This is a genomic window from Klebsiella sp. BIGb0407, from assembly GCF_024807845.1.
GTDB lineage: Bacteria > Pseudomonadota > Gammaproteobacteria > Enterobacterales > Enterobacteriaceae > JGM124.
Map to the genome: position 1 here is coordinate 132,000 of NZ_JANUEQ010000004.1, position 15,618 is coordinate 147,617.

At 46.4% G+C, this 15,618-nt stretch carries 13 protein-coding genes; 3 read left to right on the forward strand and 10 right to left on the reverse strand.

Going from position 1 to position 15,618, the window contains the following annotated elements; genetic code table 11:
• Window positions 1–99 precede the first annotated feature (99 nt).
• The 5 genes from M2387_RS13580 to M2387_RS13600 all read right to left on the reverse strand — a co-directional run bounded on the left by M2387_RS13580 (window position 100) and on the right by M2387_RS13600 (window position 4,702).
• On the reverse strand, window positions 100–903 hold the full coding sequence (locus M2387_RS13580) for a class I SAM-dependent methyltransferase (protein ID WP_259050123.1): 804 nt from the start codon (window positions 901–903) through the stop codon (window positions 100–102).
• A gap of 19 nt (window positions 904–922) precedes the next feature.
• On the reverse strand, window positions 923–1,672 hold the full coding sequence (locus tag M2387_RS13585) for an ABC transporter ATP-binding protein (protein WP_259050125.1): 750 nt from the start codon (window positions 1,670–1,672) through the stop codon (window positions 923–925).
• Window positions 1,669–2,661 carry a FecCD family ABC transporter permease gene (locus M2387_RS13590; RefSeq protein WP_259050127.1) on the reverse strand — a complete coding sequence of 331 codons (993 nt, stop codon included), beginning with the start codon at window positions 2,659–2,661 and terminating at the stop codon, window positions 1,669–1,671. The genes M2387_RS13585 and M2387_RS13590 overlap by 4 nt, the downstream gene beginning before the upstream one ends.
• Window positions 2,658–3,689: an ABC transporter substrate-binding protein gene (locus M2387_RS13595; protein WP_259050129.1), complete on the reverse strand. Its 1,032-nt coding sequence runs from the start codon at window positions 3,687–3,689 to the stop codon at window positions 2,658–2,660. The genes M2387_RS13590 and M2387_RS13595 overlap by 4 nt, the downstream gene beginning before the upstream one ends.
• 230 nt (window positions 3,690–3,919) lie before the next feature.
• Window positions 3,920–4,702: a GntR family transcriptional regulator gene (locus M2387_RS13600; RefSeq protein ID WP_259050130.1), complete on the reverse strand. Its 783-nt coding sequence runs from the start codon at window positions 4,700–4,702 to the stop codon at window positions 3,920–3,922.
• Between the two features lie 170 nt (window positions 4,703–4,872).
• On the opposite strand from M2387_RS13600, the gene add reads away from it, so the two are divergent.
• Both add and M2387_RS13610 read left to right on the forward strand, forming a co-directional pair.
• Window positions 4,873–5,910 carry an adenosine deaminase gene (gene add, locus M2387_RS13605; protein WP_259050132.1) on the forward strand — a complete coding sequence of 346 codons (1,038 nt, stop codon included), beginning with the start codon at window positions 4,873–4,875 and terminating at the stop codon, window positions 5,908–5,910.
• Window positions 5,911–5,921: 11 nt separating this feature from the next.
• The gene (locus tag M2387_RS13610; protein ID WP_259050133.1) at window positions 5,922–6,884 is read left to right on the forward strand and encodes a nucleoside hydrolase; all 963 of its coding nucleotides are present in this window, start codon (window positions 5,922–5,924) and stop codon (window positions 6,882–6,884) included.
• A gap of 107 nt (window positions 6,885–6,991) precedes the next feature.
• Here M2387_RS13610 and M2387_RS13615 read toward each other — a convergent pair whose 3' ends face one another.
• The 5 genes from M2387_RS13615 to uidA all read right to left on the reverse strand — a co-directional run bounded on the left by M2387_RS13615 (window position 6,992) and on the right by uidA (window position 14,510).
• Entirely contained in the window at window positions 6,992–8,473 is a 1,482-nt protein-coding gene (locus M2387_RS13615; RefSeq protein ID WP_259050137.1) for a fructuronate reductase, read from the reverse strand.
• A gap of 78 nt (window positions 8,474–8,551) precedes the next feature.
• Window positions 8,552–9,736 carry a mannonate dehydratase gene (gene uxuA, locus M2387_RS13620; protein ID WP_259050140.1) on the reverse strand — a complete coding sequence of 395 codons (1,185 nt, stop codon included), beginning with the start codon at window positions 9,734–9,736 and terminating at the stop codon, window positions 8,552–8,554.
• Between the two features lie 127 nt (window positions 9,737–9,863).
• On the reverse strand, window positions 9,864–11,129 hold the full coding sequence (gene uidC, locus M2387_RS13625; protein ID WP_259050141.1) for a glucuronide uptake porin UidC: 1,266 nt from the start codon (window positions 11,127–11,129) through the stop codon (window positions 9,864–9,866).
• Between the two features lie 46 nt (window positions 11,130–11,175).
• On the reverse strand, window positions 11,176–12,549 hold the full coding sequence (gene uidB / locus M2387_RS13630; RefSeq protein WP_259050143.1) for a glucuronide transporter: 1,374 nt from the start codon (window positions 12,547–12,549) through the stop codon (window positions 11,176–11,178).
• A gap of 158 nt (window positions 12,550–12,707) precedes the next feature.
• Entirely contained in the window at window positions 12,708–14,510 is a 1,803-nt protein-coding gene (gene uidA / locus M2387_RS13635) for a beta-glucuronidase (RefSeq protein WP_259050144.1), read from the reverse strand.
• Window positions 14,511–14,902: 392 nt separating this feature from the next.
• Between uidA and M2387_RS13640 the strand changes: the two genes are divergently transcribed.
• On the forward strand, window positions 14,903–15,481 hold the full coding sequence (locus M2387_RS13640) for a TetR/AcrR family transcriptional regulator (protein WP_259050145.1): 579 nt from the start codon (window positions 14,903–14,905) through the stop codon (window positions 15,479–15,481).
• Window positions 15,482–15,618 lie beyond the last annotated feature (137 nt).

Genomic DNA, 15,618 nt, shown 5'->3' on the forward strand with positions numbered 1-15,618 from the left:
TGAATACTTTTATATCTGACTGTTATCTGTAATAAGCTGGGCAAGCCACCTGCTTAAATAGACGGTGATAACAGTGAGCGATAGTCTATTAATAAAATATCAGCGACCCTTCTCCCATGAAACGAGAGCCCAGTCACGTGTGGTTGAGGCAAGCGTCAATCCCCGCTTTTTCTGATGATGGTAGTAATCAAACAGGCGCTGTTGTTCTTCATCGTTTAATGCCCCTGCTGACCAACTCGTACTTTCACAAAAGCGCTCAAAAGTATCGGTGTTTCCCTGAAAGTTTGGCCCGGCGATGAAATCAACTTTGGCATGAATCCCCATCTGATAGAGCACATTGACGGCGTAGATATAGTTAGGCAATTCGATGACAGGACGCCCGATAACCCGCTGAATTTCAGCGCTGACAAATGAAGGACTCACTATATGCGTGGTATAAACGCGTAACCGTGCCCGCTGATGGAGTTTTTGCATCGCCGAGCGTAAATCACCGACAAGTGTTGAACGCGAGGCCACCGCGATATCACACTGTGGAATATCGTCCCAGTCATCTTCCCAGGCACGATGAATGAGTGTGACATTATCCAGCCCCCTGGTCTGTGCGATTCTGGCGGCCACATCCAGCATGCCTTTGCTGTAATCCACGCCATGCACATGCTCAAGTTTGTGCGCCACATTGAGACAAACAGATCCCGGACCACACCCCATGTCCAGCAATGTTTTAGCATCGGTAAAATCCATTTTGGCGAGCAACTGGGTCAAATAGGCGTCTTGCGGGTTAGCACAGGTTATAGCCATTTTCTCTGCGCGTTCGTCCCAATGCTCCGGTTTTTTTTCAGTGCGTTGCGCAAGGGCCATTTGCTGCTGGTAAAGTCCAGCAAAGTCAATTTCATCAATCAACATAAGCGTTCCTTTTTCATTTTTATATCCCAAGATGTGATTCAATTTCGCTTTCACTGACGTGATACAGCTGAGACAGTGAAGTGCTGTTCAGCATCGCCTCTGGCGTTCCCTGCAGGGCTCCGTTTTGCGGACTCAGCGTCACGATAGTATCGGCGACCGCTTTGGCATGCATCGGGTGATGGGTTGACATTAATATCGTCATTCCCGCCGTTTTTAGCTGGCGAATACGGTTAAGCAAGGTTATCTGGTGACCAAAGTCCAGGCTGGCTGCGGGTTCATCCATCACTAATAGCTTCGGCTGCTGGACGACTGCCCGGGCAATTAATACCAGTTGCCGTTCTCCCCCACTGAGTGTGGGGAAGTCTCGTTTTGCAAGATGGCTAATACCGAGCGTATCAAGTGCATCCCGGGCAAGTTGGGTATCTTTTTGCCCGGGGGATGAAAATAGCCCGAGATGAGCGCAACGTCCCATGCTGACCATATCCAGTACTGTGTAAGAGAAGGGCGTATTCTGATCCTGAGGAACATAAGCCACTTGCCGGGCAAGTTTAGCGGCTGACCATTCCCGTAAGGGTTTGCCTGCCAGGAGAATCGTCCCTGTGAGTGCGGGCAACAACCCAAGCAACGTACGCATCAGTGTGGTTTTCCCGCAACCGTTAGCGCCGAGCAAACAACAGATATCCCCATTCTGAATAGCAAAATTAATATTTTGCAGAACCGGATGCTCACCATATCCCAGAGCGACATGCCTGAATGAAACCATGCTCATCTGCGCCCCCCACGGATCAATAGCATCAGAAAAAATGGCGCCCCGATAAGCGCCGTGAGGATCCCTAAAGGCAGCTCAATGCTCAATAAACTACGTGCAAGGGTGTCAGTCAGTAAAAGCAGTATTCCTCCCACCAGCATGGAGATAGGAAATAAGCGCTGATAGTTATCACCGGTGATTAAGCGACAAATATGAGGAACAACTAAACCAATCCAGCCAATAATCCCCGCAACAGATACGGCACTGGCCGTTATCAGCGTGGCGCAAATAATAAAGATCAGACGCAGCTGTTTAACATTCACTCCCATGGTTTTCGCTTCATCATCAGGCAGGCTCAGCAGATTCATGCGCCATCTGAGTAACAGAAGTGGCAGCATTCCGAGTAATAAAATAGGAATACAGCTGTAGAGATCGTCCTGCGTGATGGTTGAAAGGCCGCCCAGTAACCAGAAAGTAATAGAAGGCAGTTGGGTGTAGGGATCGGCTAATATTTTTATCAGCGAAATCACCGCTCCACATAAAGTGCCGATCGCAATACCCACCAGCACCAGAGACAACACAGGATCATGGCGTTTTGCCAGGGTAGCAATCAGACAGGTAAGTCCGACAGCCAGTATCCCCCCTAAAAAAGCCATCAGCTGAATGACCATAATAGGTAAGCCCAGCCACATCGCCACGCACGCCCCCATCCCTGCTCCGGCTGACACACCCAGAATATCGGGTGAAACCAGTGGGTTACGGAACATACCTTGATAAGCGGCACCCGCAGCTGAAAGCGCGGCACCAATCGCGAGAGCGGCCAGAATACGTGGCAGACGTATTTGCCAGAACACGGTAGCACCGCGGGGATCAAGCGGTGTAGCGTCCGGATGAATAAACAGACCCAGCAGCTCGCCCGGCGTTAATGGATACTTGCCGACCAGAAGTGCCAGTAGAATAGCGACCAGAGTACCCGTCGAGAAAAAAACAACATTTTTAGTCAGACTCACTCAGCCTCCAGCAGTCGTTGAAGCTGGGCGTGACTTAAATCTGAGTGGTAAAATAATTGGAAAAATTGCTGCAAATCATCAAGCCAGGTTGCCTGAGCGGTGGTATCAAAATATGACTGTAGCCGGCGCATACCTGACAGACGATTGATCCCTGGCGGTGAGTCAAGCCAGCCAAAAGGTAGCCCGGAAAAACAGAATACCTGACCATTACGTACCGCTTGAAGATTTTTCCACAGGGCATTCTGAGTGATATAGCGATAGGTTCTGGGATCCTGGGTCAAGATAATATCAGGATCCCAGAGCAATAATTGCTCGAAAGAAACCTGAGCCAGCCCATGTTGTGATGAATCACTGGCAACGTTGGTTAATCCCAATAGCTCTGCGGCTTCCGTATGGAGTGACCCTTGTAAGCCTGTTTCCAGTCCTGTAGCACCGCGTGCGGAATAAAAACGCAGGGGATGGGTATTTTGCTTTGCAAAATTCTCTGCATCTTGCAGAAAACGTTCTGCTAACTGGGCCTGTTTCTCAGCCCGGGCTGAGACGCCTAACCGTTCCCCCACCTGGCGCAACTGGCTGGCAGAGTCCCGTAACCCGCCATCAACCAAGAGATAAGGGATCCCGGTTTGGGCTGCCGTACGCTGCGCAAGTGAACGAAAAGTTTCATCTGCGCTACCACAGTCAATGATGATATCAGGGGCAAGCGAGACTATTTTTTCAAGAGATAACGTACTTGCTCGACCAGAAAGACGCCCTAGCTTGGGAAGACGACGAATCGATTCGGAAAGAAAATCATCGTCAGAGTGAGATAAATCAAATGATGATAATCCCAGCAACATTTCGGGCGCGAGTGCCAGTAATAATAGATCGGCCGGAGCTCCTGCACTTAATATCCGATGCGTTTTTTGTGGCGAAGGGAGCGTACCAAATGGCGCTAAAAGCGTGCTGGCGGCTCGTGTAGCAAAAGGGCTGACTGACAAAACCGCGCCAGAAAGTAAATATCCAATTAATTTACGACGCGTAATTTCCATGTCATAGCCAGCAATTATTTTCGTTATATAATTGATTATATAATGAACCCGCAAATGACCCTCGTCAAGGCGTGGAATGAGTGAAAAGCAGTATTTAAAAATGATGAGTATATGTATATAGATGAATTAACTCGTAAAAATAACGGTTAATTCATAGAAGTAACTATTTATAGGTATAAATAGATACCGGGAGCTAGACTTTATTATATTTCATAAAAATATCATTAATGTTATGACTGAGTTGCCTGATTGATAATAATTTTCTCAGATGCGTTAATAATATATTTAGCGAGATAGATTGGCTTGTCTTTATAAGAGAGTGATTGAGTAATAATCAATACCGGTGAATTTTTCTGTAGATCCATCTTGGCACTGCGATCATGTCCCGGTACGCCCGCCTGAATCTGGCATAAACCCGGCACCAAAGGCTTCTCTAAAAGCTCAGTCAGAATAGAAAGAATAGACTTTGATGTCTGTTTATTCGTTTCTATAAACTGACTCAGTTGAGGGTGGATCTCTTTAAGGCGCTCTCCTGCCGGCAGGTGTTCCTGTATCAGGGCGATGCATTTTCCATCACGGTAAATCAGGCTTTCACAGAACCAGGAATCACTTTCACTTCCCAGATTAAGAACCTCAATAGTTAAGTCAGAGGGTTTCTGGAGATATGACTCAATGCGTTTGATCGATAATGAATCAGAATCACCGCTGAGCAATAACTCAGGAGAGGTAATATTTTCCAGACCAGGAGAAGGCAGTCTTGTTGAAATAAACCGACCGACCCCTCTTTTCGTTACCAGCAGGCCATCTTCTTCAAGCAGCATCAGTGCTTCTCTGATAACCGTTCGGCTTACTCCCATCTTCAGACAAAGCTCACTTTCACGAGGAAGCATCATTCCCAGAGGGATAACGCCGTTACGTATTGCTTCAGCCAGCTTTGAGTACACGGCGACACGCAGAGGTTGTCCAATCGCAATTTGTAAGGGATTAGATAAAAATTCATTTAAATTATTCACTTATTGTATCCCTTATATTTTGATCGTCAAAAATCTTAAGTGGATCACAACCATAAGTAAACACCCTTGTTTGACATCACGCCAAGAGGTATAACATCATACCTTAAGATGCAAGCTGTAGAATCTGCTAACCAACGCCTGATAAATTGCATTTAACTGATGAGAAAGTCATGACACTGACCAGCTACCCGATTGAGAAAAAAACTATAGCAACGCAGCTACCTAAAGCAGAGGTTCATGTCCATTTAGAAGGATGTTTTGATCCTGAACAGTTAGCAGTATGGGCTAAAGAATCGGGCATATTGCTTCCCCGCCCAAAAGAAGAGTTACTGAATTTTAAAGGGCTTACCGATTTTCTGGAGTTTCTCGACTGGTCAAGCAGCCTTGTCAGCACGCGTGAACGCCTTGCACAACTGAGTTATTCCTATGCTGAGCGTCTGAGCCGCAATGGCGGTATTTATGCTGATTTAATTTTTAACCCTACGCACTGGAAAGCCTGGCATGGAAAACTCGATGGCATGATTGATGCCATCGATTCAGGGTTACGTGAAGCGGAACAGGATGGATTAGCCTCTGTGGGCTTGTGCGTGAGTCTGTTAAGACAGCAAAGTGCGTCAGAAGCGATTGAGCTAGTGGAGTTTCTGACAACGCTGAAACATCCTCGTGTCGTTGCGCTTTCAGTGGATGGCAATGAAGCCGCAGCCGGCAGAACGGGGAATCGCTTTGCAGAAGCCTTCTCCCGCGCCGGAAATGCCGGGTTAAAGAGAACGGTACATGCCGGGGAGTCAAGCGGCCCGCAGGGCGTCAGTGATGCCATTCTGCTCTTGGGTGCCGATCGTATTGATCATGGCGTGCGGGCTATTGAAGATCCTGAGGTTGTCGATCTGCTGGTAGACAAGAATATCCCTATTGGCGTATGCCCGACGTCAAATATTAAACTGGGTGTCTATGAGAGTTTCGAAAAACACCCACTAAACAGGCTTCTGGAAAGCGGCGTCAAAGTGACTATCAATACCGACGATCCTGTTCTCTTAAATACCACCCTGATGGACGAGTATTTAATTTGTCAGAATACCTTTGGTTGGTCCAATAACACGCTTTATCAAGTGGCAAAAAACTCAATTGATGCCAGCTTTGCCGCTCCTGAAGAAAAAATTAAATTCCAGAAAGCCTTGAGCAACTGGGAAAGTCAGTATTGTATCCGATAAGAGAACAAATCATGAAAACGAATAAAATAAAGATGTACTTTGATTGTGATACCGGCGTTGATGATGCAATGGCTCTGGGTTATCTCATCTCTGAACCCGAAAAAGTAGAAATACTCGGAATAGGATCGGTTTGCGGTAATATTGATGCCCCTACGGGCGCCCATAATACACATAACCTGCTCCACTTGGCGGGGATTGACTCTATTCCTGTCGCAGTCGGTGAAATTGATTACCTCAATAAAAAGTATGTGTGCGATGTCCAGCATATTCATGGTGAGAACGGAATTGGTAACGTTCACCTCACCGCGTCGCCGTCTGCGTTATCACAAGAATCTGCGCCGGAAATGCTGGTAAGACTGGCTCGTGAGAATCCGGGTTCGCTGAGTATTCTGGCGACAGGACCACTGACAAATATTGCCCGGGCGATTGAGCTTGAACCTAATCTTCCGTCGCTGATTTCTACCCTGACCATTATGGGAGGCGCGGCTAATGCCCCGGGTAACCGAACGCCTGTTGCAGAAGCGAATATAGCCTGTGACCCCGAAGCGGCTGATGTTGTCTTTAAGCACATGAACAATATCGTGATGATCCCACTCGATATCACGATGCTTTACACCTTCGAAGAGTCAGATAAACAAAAACTGCTTAATTCAGACAGTAAATTTGCTCAGAAAATTGGTCAGATGCTTGAGCTATATGCTGATTTTTACATCAACGTTTACGGCAGAAAAGCCTGCGCTTTACACGACCCGGTCGCAGCGGTGTTTGCTGTAGAGGGTATTAGCTCATGTCTTGCGCCAAAAGTGAGCGTCGTCATCGACAAAACAAATGGCCCTGGGCGCGGTCAGACAATTTGCGATTTGCGTGGTAAATATAAAGGGTATCCGCAGCAGGAAAATGCCAATTGTTACGTCGTACTGAGTTCAGAAATAAACATGTCTGAACATCTTATGAACAAGCTTTTATCGGTTTAATCGCCACCAGCACGAATAAATTGGGTCAGAGCAGCTAAATAATTAACGGCTCTGGCCCGATGACAATAAACAGATACGCCCGCTCAGCTATATCAGCCCCGAACGATTCAATTCTCAGTTTCCTCAAGCGCTTCAATCGTCTTCCGGGCACCTTGTTGCAACAAACGGTTATAGGCTTCCAGCACCGTACTGACAAAGAGTCTGTTTTCTGGCAAATCGTGACCAAAAATAGAGTCAATACTTAACAGTGCCTGAACCCGGTCTTGCGCGGACCGATAACGCTGATGAATGGCCTGATACTGTTCCGCCAGAGGGTCGACTATCTCTATGGTCTGGCCTTGATCGTCAATACCGCTGACATAGCGCATCCACCCGGCAACACCCAGCGCCAGACGAGAGAAACTCCGGCCTGCGGCAAGATGCTGGCGAATAGGGTCAAGCAAACGCTGGGGTAATTTCTGGCTACCGTCCATCGCAATTTGCCATGTCCGATGTTTCAGCGAAGCATTAGCAAAGCGTGATATAAGCAACTCTGCATAATCATTAAGACAGGTTCCCTGCGGCATGGATAGGGTTACCGCTTGCTCTTGCAGCATAAGTGCTTTTACCGCATGGCGATAAGCCGGAGAGCCCATGGTATCCGCAATGGTTTCATACCCGGCCAGGTAACCCAGATAAGCAAGAAAAGTATGGCTGCCATTGAGCATACGTAATTTCATTAATTCAAAAGGGGTCACGTTATCAACGAACTGGGCTCCAGCCCTATCCCAGTCAGGACGGCCCTGAACAAAATTGTCCTCAATCACCCACTGCCTGAAGGATTCACAGGCGATAGCGCAGGGGTCAAAAACACCTAGCTGTTCGGCAATAAGAGCAAGCGTCTCAGGGGTAGCGGCGGGTACAATTCTGTCGACCATAGTGCTGGGAAAAGTGGCATGCTGTTCAATCCATTCGGCCAGTTCAGGATCTCTCGCCGTTGCCAGCCCTATGACCGTGGCTTTCGCCACATGGCCATTCTCACGTACGTTATCGCATGACAGGACTGTAAAAGCGGCTTTACCTTGCTGACGACGCCGGTTTAAGGCCTCAACAATATAGCCAATAGCCGACTCCGGTTGTGCGGGGTGAGCAAGATCATGCTTAATAAGCGGGTGGTGTAAATCCAGTGCACCGCTGGCCGCTGAAGTACAATAGCCTTTCTCGGTAATAGTGAGAGAGACTATCGCGGTTTCCGGCCGGGTCATTGCCGCCAGGATCCCCTCAATACCAACAAAATCTGGATGCAGGGCCTCTTTTACCGAACCTATTATTTTTAATTCAGTACCTGTCGCCCCAAGCTCAGCAACGGTATAAAGCAGATTTTGTGATTGGAGATTTTCAATCAGCCGGGCCCCCTCTCCCGGCCTGATATTGACTTCACAAAGACCCCAGTCACTGTCGCTACACTCCAATAAATGATGCGTAAATAATGCCTGATGAGCACGGTGAAAAGCGCCGCATCCAAGATGCACAATACGAGAGACAAGGCGCGAGTTTCCCCACTCAGGTCGTGCAACAGACAGGCTTCCCGTTGCGATATTCTTTTTCATCGTCAATTCCTGACTACCTGCAAGAGATAATCTAAAGAAAGAAGAAACCGCATGATAATGACACCATGCGGTAATCGATTACTGACCCAATAAAATACGTTTCACCGCCAGCTCAACGCCGCGAACTTCAGCCAGCCCTTTAAGCCTGCCAATAGCGGAATAACCGGGGTTGGTTTTTTTCTTCAGATCGTCGAGCATTTGATGGCCGTGGTCAGGACGCATGGGAATAAGATAGTCAGCGCCAGAGGCCTTACGGCGATGCTCTTCTTCGACGATAGCTTTGACCACCGCATACATATCAACATCGCCCCCTAAATGCGCTGCTTCATGAAAGGTTTTCGGGTTCTCTTCACGCTGTGTGGACCGTAGATGAGTGAAGTAAATACGCGGGCCAAACTGTTTTATCATTTTGACTAAATCATTGTCCGCTCTTACCCCATAAGAACCCGTACACAGAGTAAAACCATTGGCCATGCTGGTCACCGTATCGGCAATCCACTGCATATCATCAATAGTAGAAACAATACGCGGTAAACCCAGAATAGGACGCGGTGGGTCATCAGGATGAACGGCCATGCGTATACCTGCCGTTTCGGCTACCGGAATAATCGCCTTAAGAAAATAAGCAAAGTTCTCACGCAGCTTATCTCTGTCAATATTCTGGTAGGTATCAAGAAACTGGCTGAACTGTTCCAGTGTATATCCTTCCTCTGACCCCGGTAAGCCGGCAATGATATTACGCGTCAACCGCGCTTTATCTTCATCACTCATAGTAATATAACGCTGGTGAGCTTGCTTAATTTCCTCTTCGCTATAATCGCTCTCGGCACCTTTTCTTTGCAGGATATAAATTTCAAAGGCAGCAAATTCGATATTATCAAAACGCAGAGCTTTCGAACCATCCGGTAAACGATATTCAAGATCCGTTCTCGTCCAGTCAAGCACGGGCATAAAGTTATAACAAACGGTCGAAATACCACATAATGCCAGGTGGCGAAGTGTTTGCTGGTAATTCTCGATCCAGAGTTCGAAATTACCGCTATGCGTTTTTATCTCTTCGTGGATAGGAACACTTTCAACCACCGCCCATTCAAGACCTGCATCTTCAATAATTTGCTTTCTTTTCAGGATTTCATCCACTGACCAGACGGCTCCATTCGGAATATGATGTAAGGCCGTGACGATACCTGTGGCACCAGCCTGACGTGCATCTGAAAGCGAGACTGGGTCACTTGGGCCATACCAGCGCCAGGTTTGTTTCATATTTAAGTTCCTCTCTTGTTATACTATCAACGACAACACTGCCATAAATATAAAAATGATTATGTTTTTATATTAAACTTACACAGGGGTAAAAATTAATTAAATAACAGAATTAATATATTTATAGTCACTTAAGCATAAAGTCATATTGCACACTCATTTTTATATCCCAGTAATTAAGTCTATTTCCCAGAGCACTGCCCTCTCTATTTTCTCGTGCCCGGTCAGCCGCAAGGAATATATTCATACCTTTTAATAAGCCACTGTCCACGTTATAACCCACCCCACCCAAAACGCCGAGGCCGATAATTTTCACATCTCGCTGCCAGGACTCATAACCATGGGTATAAAAGGGAGCCAGTGTGAAAGTGAGTTGGGGCGTCATCGCGTAATTAACGCCGAGCTGCCAGGCCTGCATGCCCTCTTTATTACGATCGATACTTAAAGCAAAAGGATAACCAAGATCGGTATCTACCGCGGTCCCGCTGATAGCATGTTTAAGGTATCCGGCACTGGCGAAAACACTGCCCTTAGGGTTTATCCAGCTAAGGCGGCCACTGATCATCGGTGTTTCATTGTATGCCGTGGCTGAACGGCTTTCCCCGTCAAGCTTGACATAAAACCCAAGCAGTTCGCCTTTCACCGCATATCCCTCAGAGAGGGAAAAACGCTTCTCTGCCTGCCCCTGAACTTGAGTAGATACATCCTTCTGTACCGATGTTCCGAAAGAGTAACGGCTGGTACTGTCATGCCAGCTCGCGGCAAGAAAAGTCCGTGCACGATGTTTGTCATAGTCGCCCGTACTGACGTTATAAACACCTTCGTTTCTGACGCCATTTTCAGAATCAAAAGCAGTGAACACGCGTGAACGCCACATCGTCCAAATATCAAGGGAAGGGGTCACAGCCCAATATCCTAATGCGCCTTCAGAAATAACCGGTAAGGTACGGTTAGATGAACCGGCTATTAACGGTACGTTATACGGCAGGCTGCCATAGCCATAGTCCGTACCAAAACGCCCCACTTTAATTCTGATATTATCCGCAGGTTTTATTTTTAGCGCACCTAATGCCAGACCAAAACTATCGTGTCCGTCCAGGTACCAGCGGGTACTCATATCATTGCGCGCACCAAGTTTATAAACATAATAAGCCCCGCCTTCAATACCGATAATATCTTCATAATAACGGCTATTGAAATCAACCATACTTCCCTGAACCCAGGCATAGATATGCCTTGCCTCTCCTGCGCTGGGTTTATCCGCTCTGCGGAGTTCATTCTTTAGTCTGAATCGTAAGGCATCTTCTTCATCAGTTATTCTTTCGGCAGCAACAGAGGTACAGAGAGAAGCCGTAACCAGTAATGTGGTTACAATATATTTTAATATTTTCATCGCCTAACCTTAAGTTTTTATTGTATCAGGTCGCGTTCTTTAATGATTATTTATTGATATCATCAATTAATTGTTGTTGTACTTTTTTACGTTCATTTATTTCACCGACAATTTCTTTAAATCGTTTATCGGTTAATGGATAAAACCAGATAATAATAAAAGCAACAATAATAAATAATAACGGAACAATGGATATCGACATTCTGATACCGAATATCACGTCAGAGGTTTGTGCCTGGTTGGCAATATAACCACTTAATCCAAGAATAAAAGCGGGTATCGAGCCCCCTATTGCCTGGCCACATTTACGGGTGAATGAAAACAATGAATAGGTCAGACCTTCAATACGCACGCCGGTCAGATACTCGCCGTATTCTACGGTATCCGCCTCAAGCGCCCACATGACGGTCATTGCAAGACCCTGGCCAACGGCGGCAATAGCAAACGCCGACAAGGCAATGGGGGCAGAATGTGCTGAAAAGTAGAAAAAGCACAGATAACCCACCGCACCAATAAAGGTGCCAACGAGAAAGGTATTTTTCTTTCCAATACGCGAGACCAAAACAGGCACCAGCGGGGCAGAGACCAGACTACCGATAAGCATTTGTACCAGGATCATTACCGAGAATAAACTGGCATCGTTTAACACATAGCGAACATAGAATAAGGAGGATGCGGTGACGGAGAAGGTTGAAATCAGCAAGCATAATGCTGCTGCACAAAGTAGCATCAGCGGACGATTTTTTTTCAGCGTCTGAAGGCTAATTTTAAGCGAAGGCTGGGCGACAATACGCGTGACGTTTTCACGGGTTGTTTTAAAACAGATAAAATAGAGCAGTACACCTATTACTGCAAAAATGCTTGTCCAGTATAAATAAGCACTTTGCATCTGTTCAGGGTCACCGCTGGTGATATTCGGGCCGATAAGAAAAGCCAGGAAAATAAAAGCACATGCGGCCGCCATACTCCGCCCAGCCCCCAGACGTGCCCGGGACTGAGGCTCCTGGGTCATCGCGGTTGCCAGCGAGCCGTAGGGAATATTGACCAGACTATAACAGAGCCCTAACCCCATATAAGTGACATAGGCGTAAATCACTTTACTGCTGTGCTCCCAGTCAGCTGGAACGCAAAACACCAGCACACTGAAAACCATTAACGGTACTGAGCCAAATAATAAGAAAGGACGGAATTTCCCCCATCGGGTATTGACGCTATCAACAATTCTGCCCGCTGCTACGTCGGCAAAAGCATCAAAGACCCTGACCAGTAATAACATTGTTCCTGCTGCTGCGGCACCGACTCCCGCGACATCGGTATAATAACTGAGGAGAAATAGAGCGCCCATGGCAAAAGCGAAGTTATTGGCCATATCACCCAGACTATAGCCAATAATAGAACGCCATGATAATTGTTGATTCATGAAAACCTGCCTGATAAAGAGTAAAATTCAATAAATGTAAAATTATCGTTCTGAACTGATTATTTTTAATAACGCTGTAACAAAACCATTTCTATTACAGCGCTGATTTACATCTGAAAATTATTCTACAGCTAAAATTAATCAGCTAGATAAGTTGATTAATTTTGTTTGGGTTTCTCACCATAAGGCGTATTTTTCCATCTTTTTCTCAGAACAAAGGCCGAAGATTTTGGCCTTCTGTCGCGAGTGAATACCCCTTTCTTATTGCCGCCCACACGAATGATATTTTGTGAGGTTGCAAAGTCAGCGAAGTTCCAGACATGCTCACCCACCACCGCATCAATTCGGTCAAAAACGCGATGATACATATCCAGGAAATCGTTCTGGAATTCTTCGCTCCACATCTCTTTATAGGTTGAATGTAATCCTGCCAGGGTATCTGCGCCGTATTCTGTAATAATAATCGGGCGATGCAGTTTTTCCTTCCAGGCGAGTAACTCTTTCTCTAACTCACGTTCAGCTTTAATCAAATCACCTGACTGGGTGTACCAGCCGAAATAACGGTTAAGGCAAACAACGTCGAATAAATCAGTAATGGTGTCGGTCTCTGCGGTGCAGAACATCACGTTGACACAGGTAATCGGCCTGGTGCTGTCAAGCTCACGTGCAGCCTTGGCAAGAGGAGCAAAGTAATCGCGAGCCTCTGCCGGATTGGCATCCGGTTCATTCGCAATACTCCACATCACAACCGACGGGTGATTCTTATCGCGAGCGATCAGCTCTTTAATCGCCTGGAGATGCGCGTGCTGAGTCTTATCGTTAATCGCTTCATCAGAATATAATTTTGCAGGTTTACCGACATCAGCAAAGGTTATTCCCAGTGCCAGATTAATCCCTACCGCTGGCGTTTCATCGATAACCACAATGCCGTGCTCATCCGCCCAATCAAGCATTTCCTCGGCATAAGGATAGTGGGAGGTGCGATAAGAGTTAGCCCCAATCCAGTTCATTAACGCATGATCATGAACCATTAATACATTATCAAAACCCTTACCCCGCAGATCAGCGTCTTCATGACGACCGAATCCGGTAAAGTAAAAAGGTTTATGGTTGATAAGGAATTGCTCTCCTTTTACTTCTACACAACGGATCCCCACTCGCAGAGGATATTCATCCTGGCTATCGGCTGATCTTGTGGTAACCAGCAGCTCATAAAGATAGCCTTCCCCTGGCTGCCACAGATGGGGATTTTCGACGACAAGCTCGCCCTGGTTTCCATTACCTGAAGCAATCAGCTGTTTATCGCTATCGCGCAGTTCAACACGCACCTCACCGTTACTTTTCGTCTGCCAGTGAACAGAGGCCGACAGTCCATTTTCTGCAACCGTTGTCACGACGGTAATATCTTCGACAAATGTCTTCGGCGTGGAATACAGCATGACGCTGCGATGAATACCCGCGTAATTAAAAAAGTCATGGAAGTAAGATTGCTGCTTACGACCATCATCATCTACGGTCACCATGCCCGGTGGGATCGTATTCCAGCTCAGTTCATTATTAACACACACCGTAATACGGACATTCTCACCGGGAGAAACCAGCTGACTGATATCGGCTTCAAACGGGGTATAACCCCCTTGGTGCTCCATCAGCACCTTGTCATTGATCCATACTTTGCCTGAATGGGTTACCGCATCGAAGCGCAATACAATACGCTGGCCGCCCCATCCTTTAGGAATAAATATATCCCGCTGATACCAGACGTCACCCACAAAATCGCGAATATCTGAATCAGCGAACTGTTCATTAAAACTGCCAGGAACCGCAATCTGACGGCTGTCGGTTAGCGGGCTCTTCCACCATTGCTGCGTATGCCCGCAGCCATCGGTATCCACACTAAATGACCACAGACCATCCAGTTTTTTGATTTCGCGTGATGAGGTTTCTATCGGACGTAACATTCAAGACTCCTTTTTAACCCGTTAAATTGGTCAACCTTAAAGTGAGAATTGTTAACCAGTTATTTGTCACCGCTAGTTATCCTGCAGAAAGATGAATAAGAGAACTTAAAACAGAAAAATCTCAAATGCAGATCATAAAAAAGCAAATCCCAAGATCAAAAACGCTATAACCATCACATAAACCGATCGTTACAGATTGACTATTGGACAATCATTACTCGAGTGAACATTCGATTGATTAAAATAATGGTTAGCACGAGAATATTTCATATAGAAATCATCGATCAGAATCAGGATTAATTGGTTGACCAAGAAGTCACTCAAAGAGGTTGGCAGTTGAGGTGTATCTCGTTACACTGCGGTGACTATCAAAAAAGCGGGTGGTTCTCGTTATGGAAAAGACAAATACCAAAGAAATATCCACCCAGGACAGGATCTTGAGTGCGGCAAAGCAGTGTTTTTCAAAGCAAGGTTTTCACAGTACATCGATGAAACATATCTGCCAGACCTGTAACATTAGTCCTGGAACGCTCTATCATCACTTTCCTTCCAAAGAAGCCTTGATTCAATCCATTATCTTCGAGGCACAAAAACGCGCCCTGATACGCCTCGGCACTCCACTTAACGGAATTAGTTTAATTGACTATCTTATTGAATCTACGCAATCTTTAGCTGATGAGGATTACAGTGAACGTGCGCTGGTCGTTGAAATTATGGCTGAAGGGATGCGTAATCAGCAGGTCGCTGAGATGCTTAAAAAGAAATATATGATCATTGCGGCCTCAATTATTGAACGGTTCAACGATGCGCAAGAAAACAATGAAATGCGAAAAGCAGTCAATAAAGAGATTGCGGCTCGACTGTTGATGGCCCTCACCTACGGGATCATGTCAGACAGCCAGTCGAAGGAATATGTCCAGCATGAAGATTACCCCGCGACATTACGAAGTATTCTGGCGGGTATTCTTTAGCGGTACCCTCTCGCTCGCGCCCAATTCTTTATCACTGCGATTTTATGACCAGCCATTTATCGTTATCTGCCTCCACTTACAGCACATAAAAACAAACCGCAATACCAGCCCCTCCCCTCGATGAATACTCGCTATAA

Excerpts from the sequence above, each read along its gene's own strand:
- M2387_RS13615 (WP_259050137.1), bottom strand. The coding sequence starts at position 8,473 with ATGAAAAAGAATATCGCAACGGGAAGCCTGTCTGTTGCACGACCTGAG.
- add (WP_259050132.1), top strand. The coding sequence starts at position 4,873 with ATGACACTGACCAGCTACCCGATTGAGAAAAAAACTATAGCAACGCAG.
- uidA (WP_259050144.1), bottom strand. The coding sequence starts at position 14,510 with ATGTTACGTCCGATAGAAACCTCATCACGCGAAATCAAAAAACTGGAT.
- M2387_RS13640 (WP_259050145.1), top strand. The coding sequence starts at position 14,903 with ATGGAAAAGACAAATACCAAAGAAATATCCACCCAGGACAGGATCTTG.
- uidB (WP_259050143.1), bottom strand. The coding sequence starts at position 12,549 with ATGAATCAACAATTATCATGGCGTTCTATTATTGGCTATAGTCTGGGT.
- M2387_RS13585 (WP_259050125.1), bottom strand. The coding sequence starts at position 1,672 with ATGAGCATGGTTTCATTCAGGCATGTCGCTCTGGGATATGGTGAGCAT.
- M2387_RS13595 (WP_259050129.1), bottom strand. The coding sequence starts at position 3,689 with ATGGAAATTACGCGTCGTAAATTAATTGGATATTTACTTTCTGGCGCG.
- uxuA (WP_259050140.1), bottom strand. The coding sequence starts at position 9,736 with ATGAAACAAACCTGGCGCTGGTATGGCCCAAGTGACCCAGTCTCGCTT.
- M2387_RS13580 (WP_259050123.1), bottom strand. The coding sequence starts at position 903 with ATGTTGATTGATGAAATTGACTTTGCTGGACTTTACCAGCAGCAAATG.
- uidC (WP_259050141.1), bottom strand. The coding sequence starts at position 11,129 with ATGAAAATATTAAAATATATTGTAACCACATTACTGGTTACGGCTTCT.
- M2387_RS13610 (WP_259050133.1), top strand. The coding sequence starts at position 5,922 with ATGAAAACGAATAAAATAAAGATGTACTTTGATTGTGATACCGGCGTT.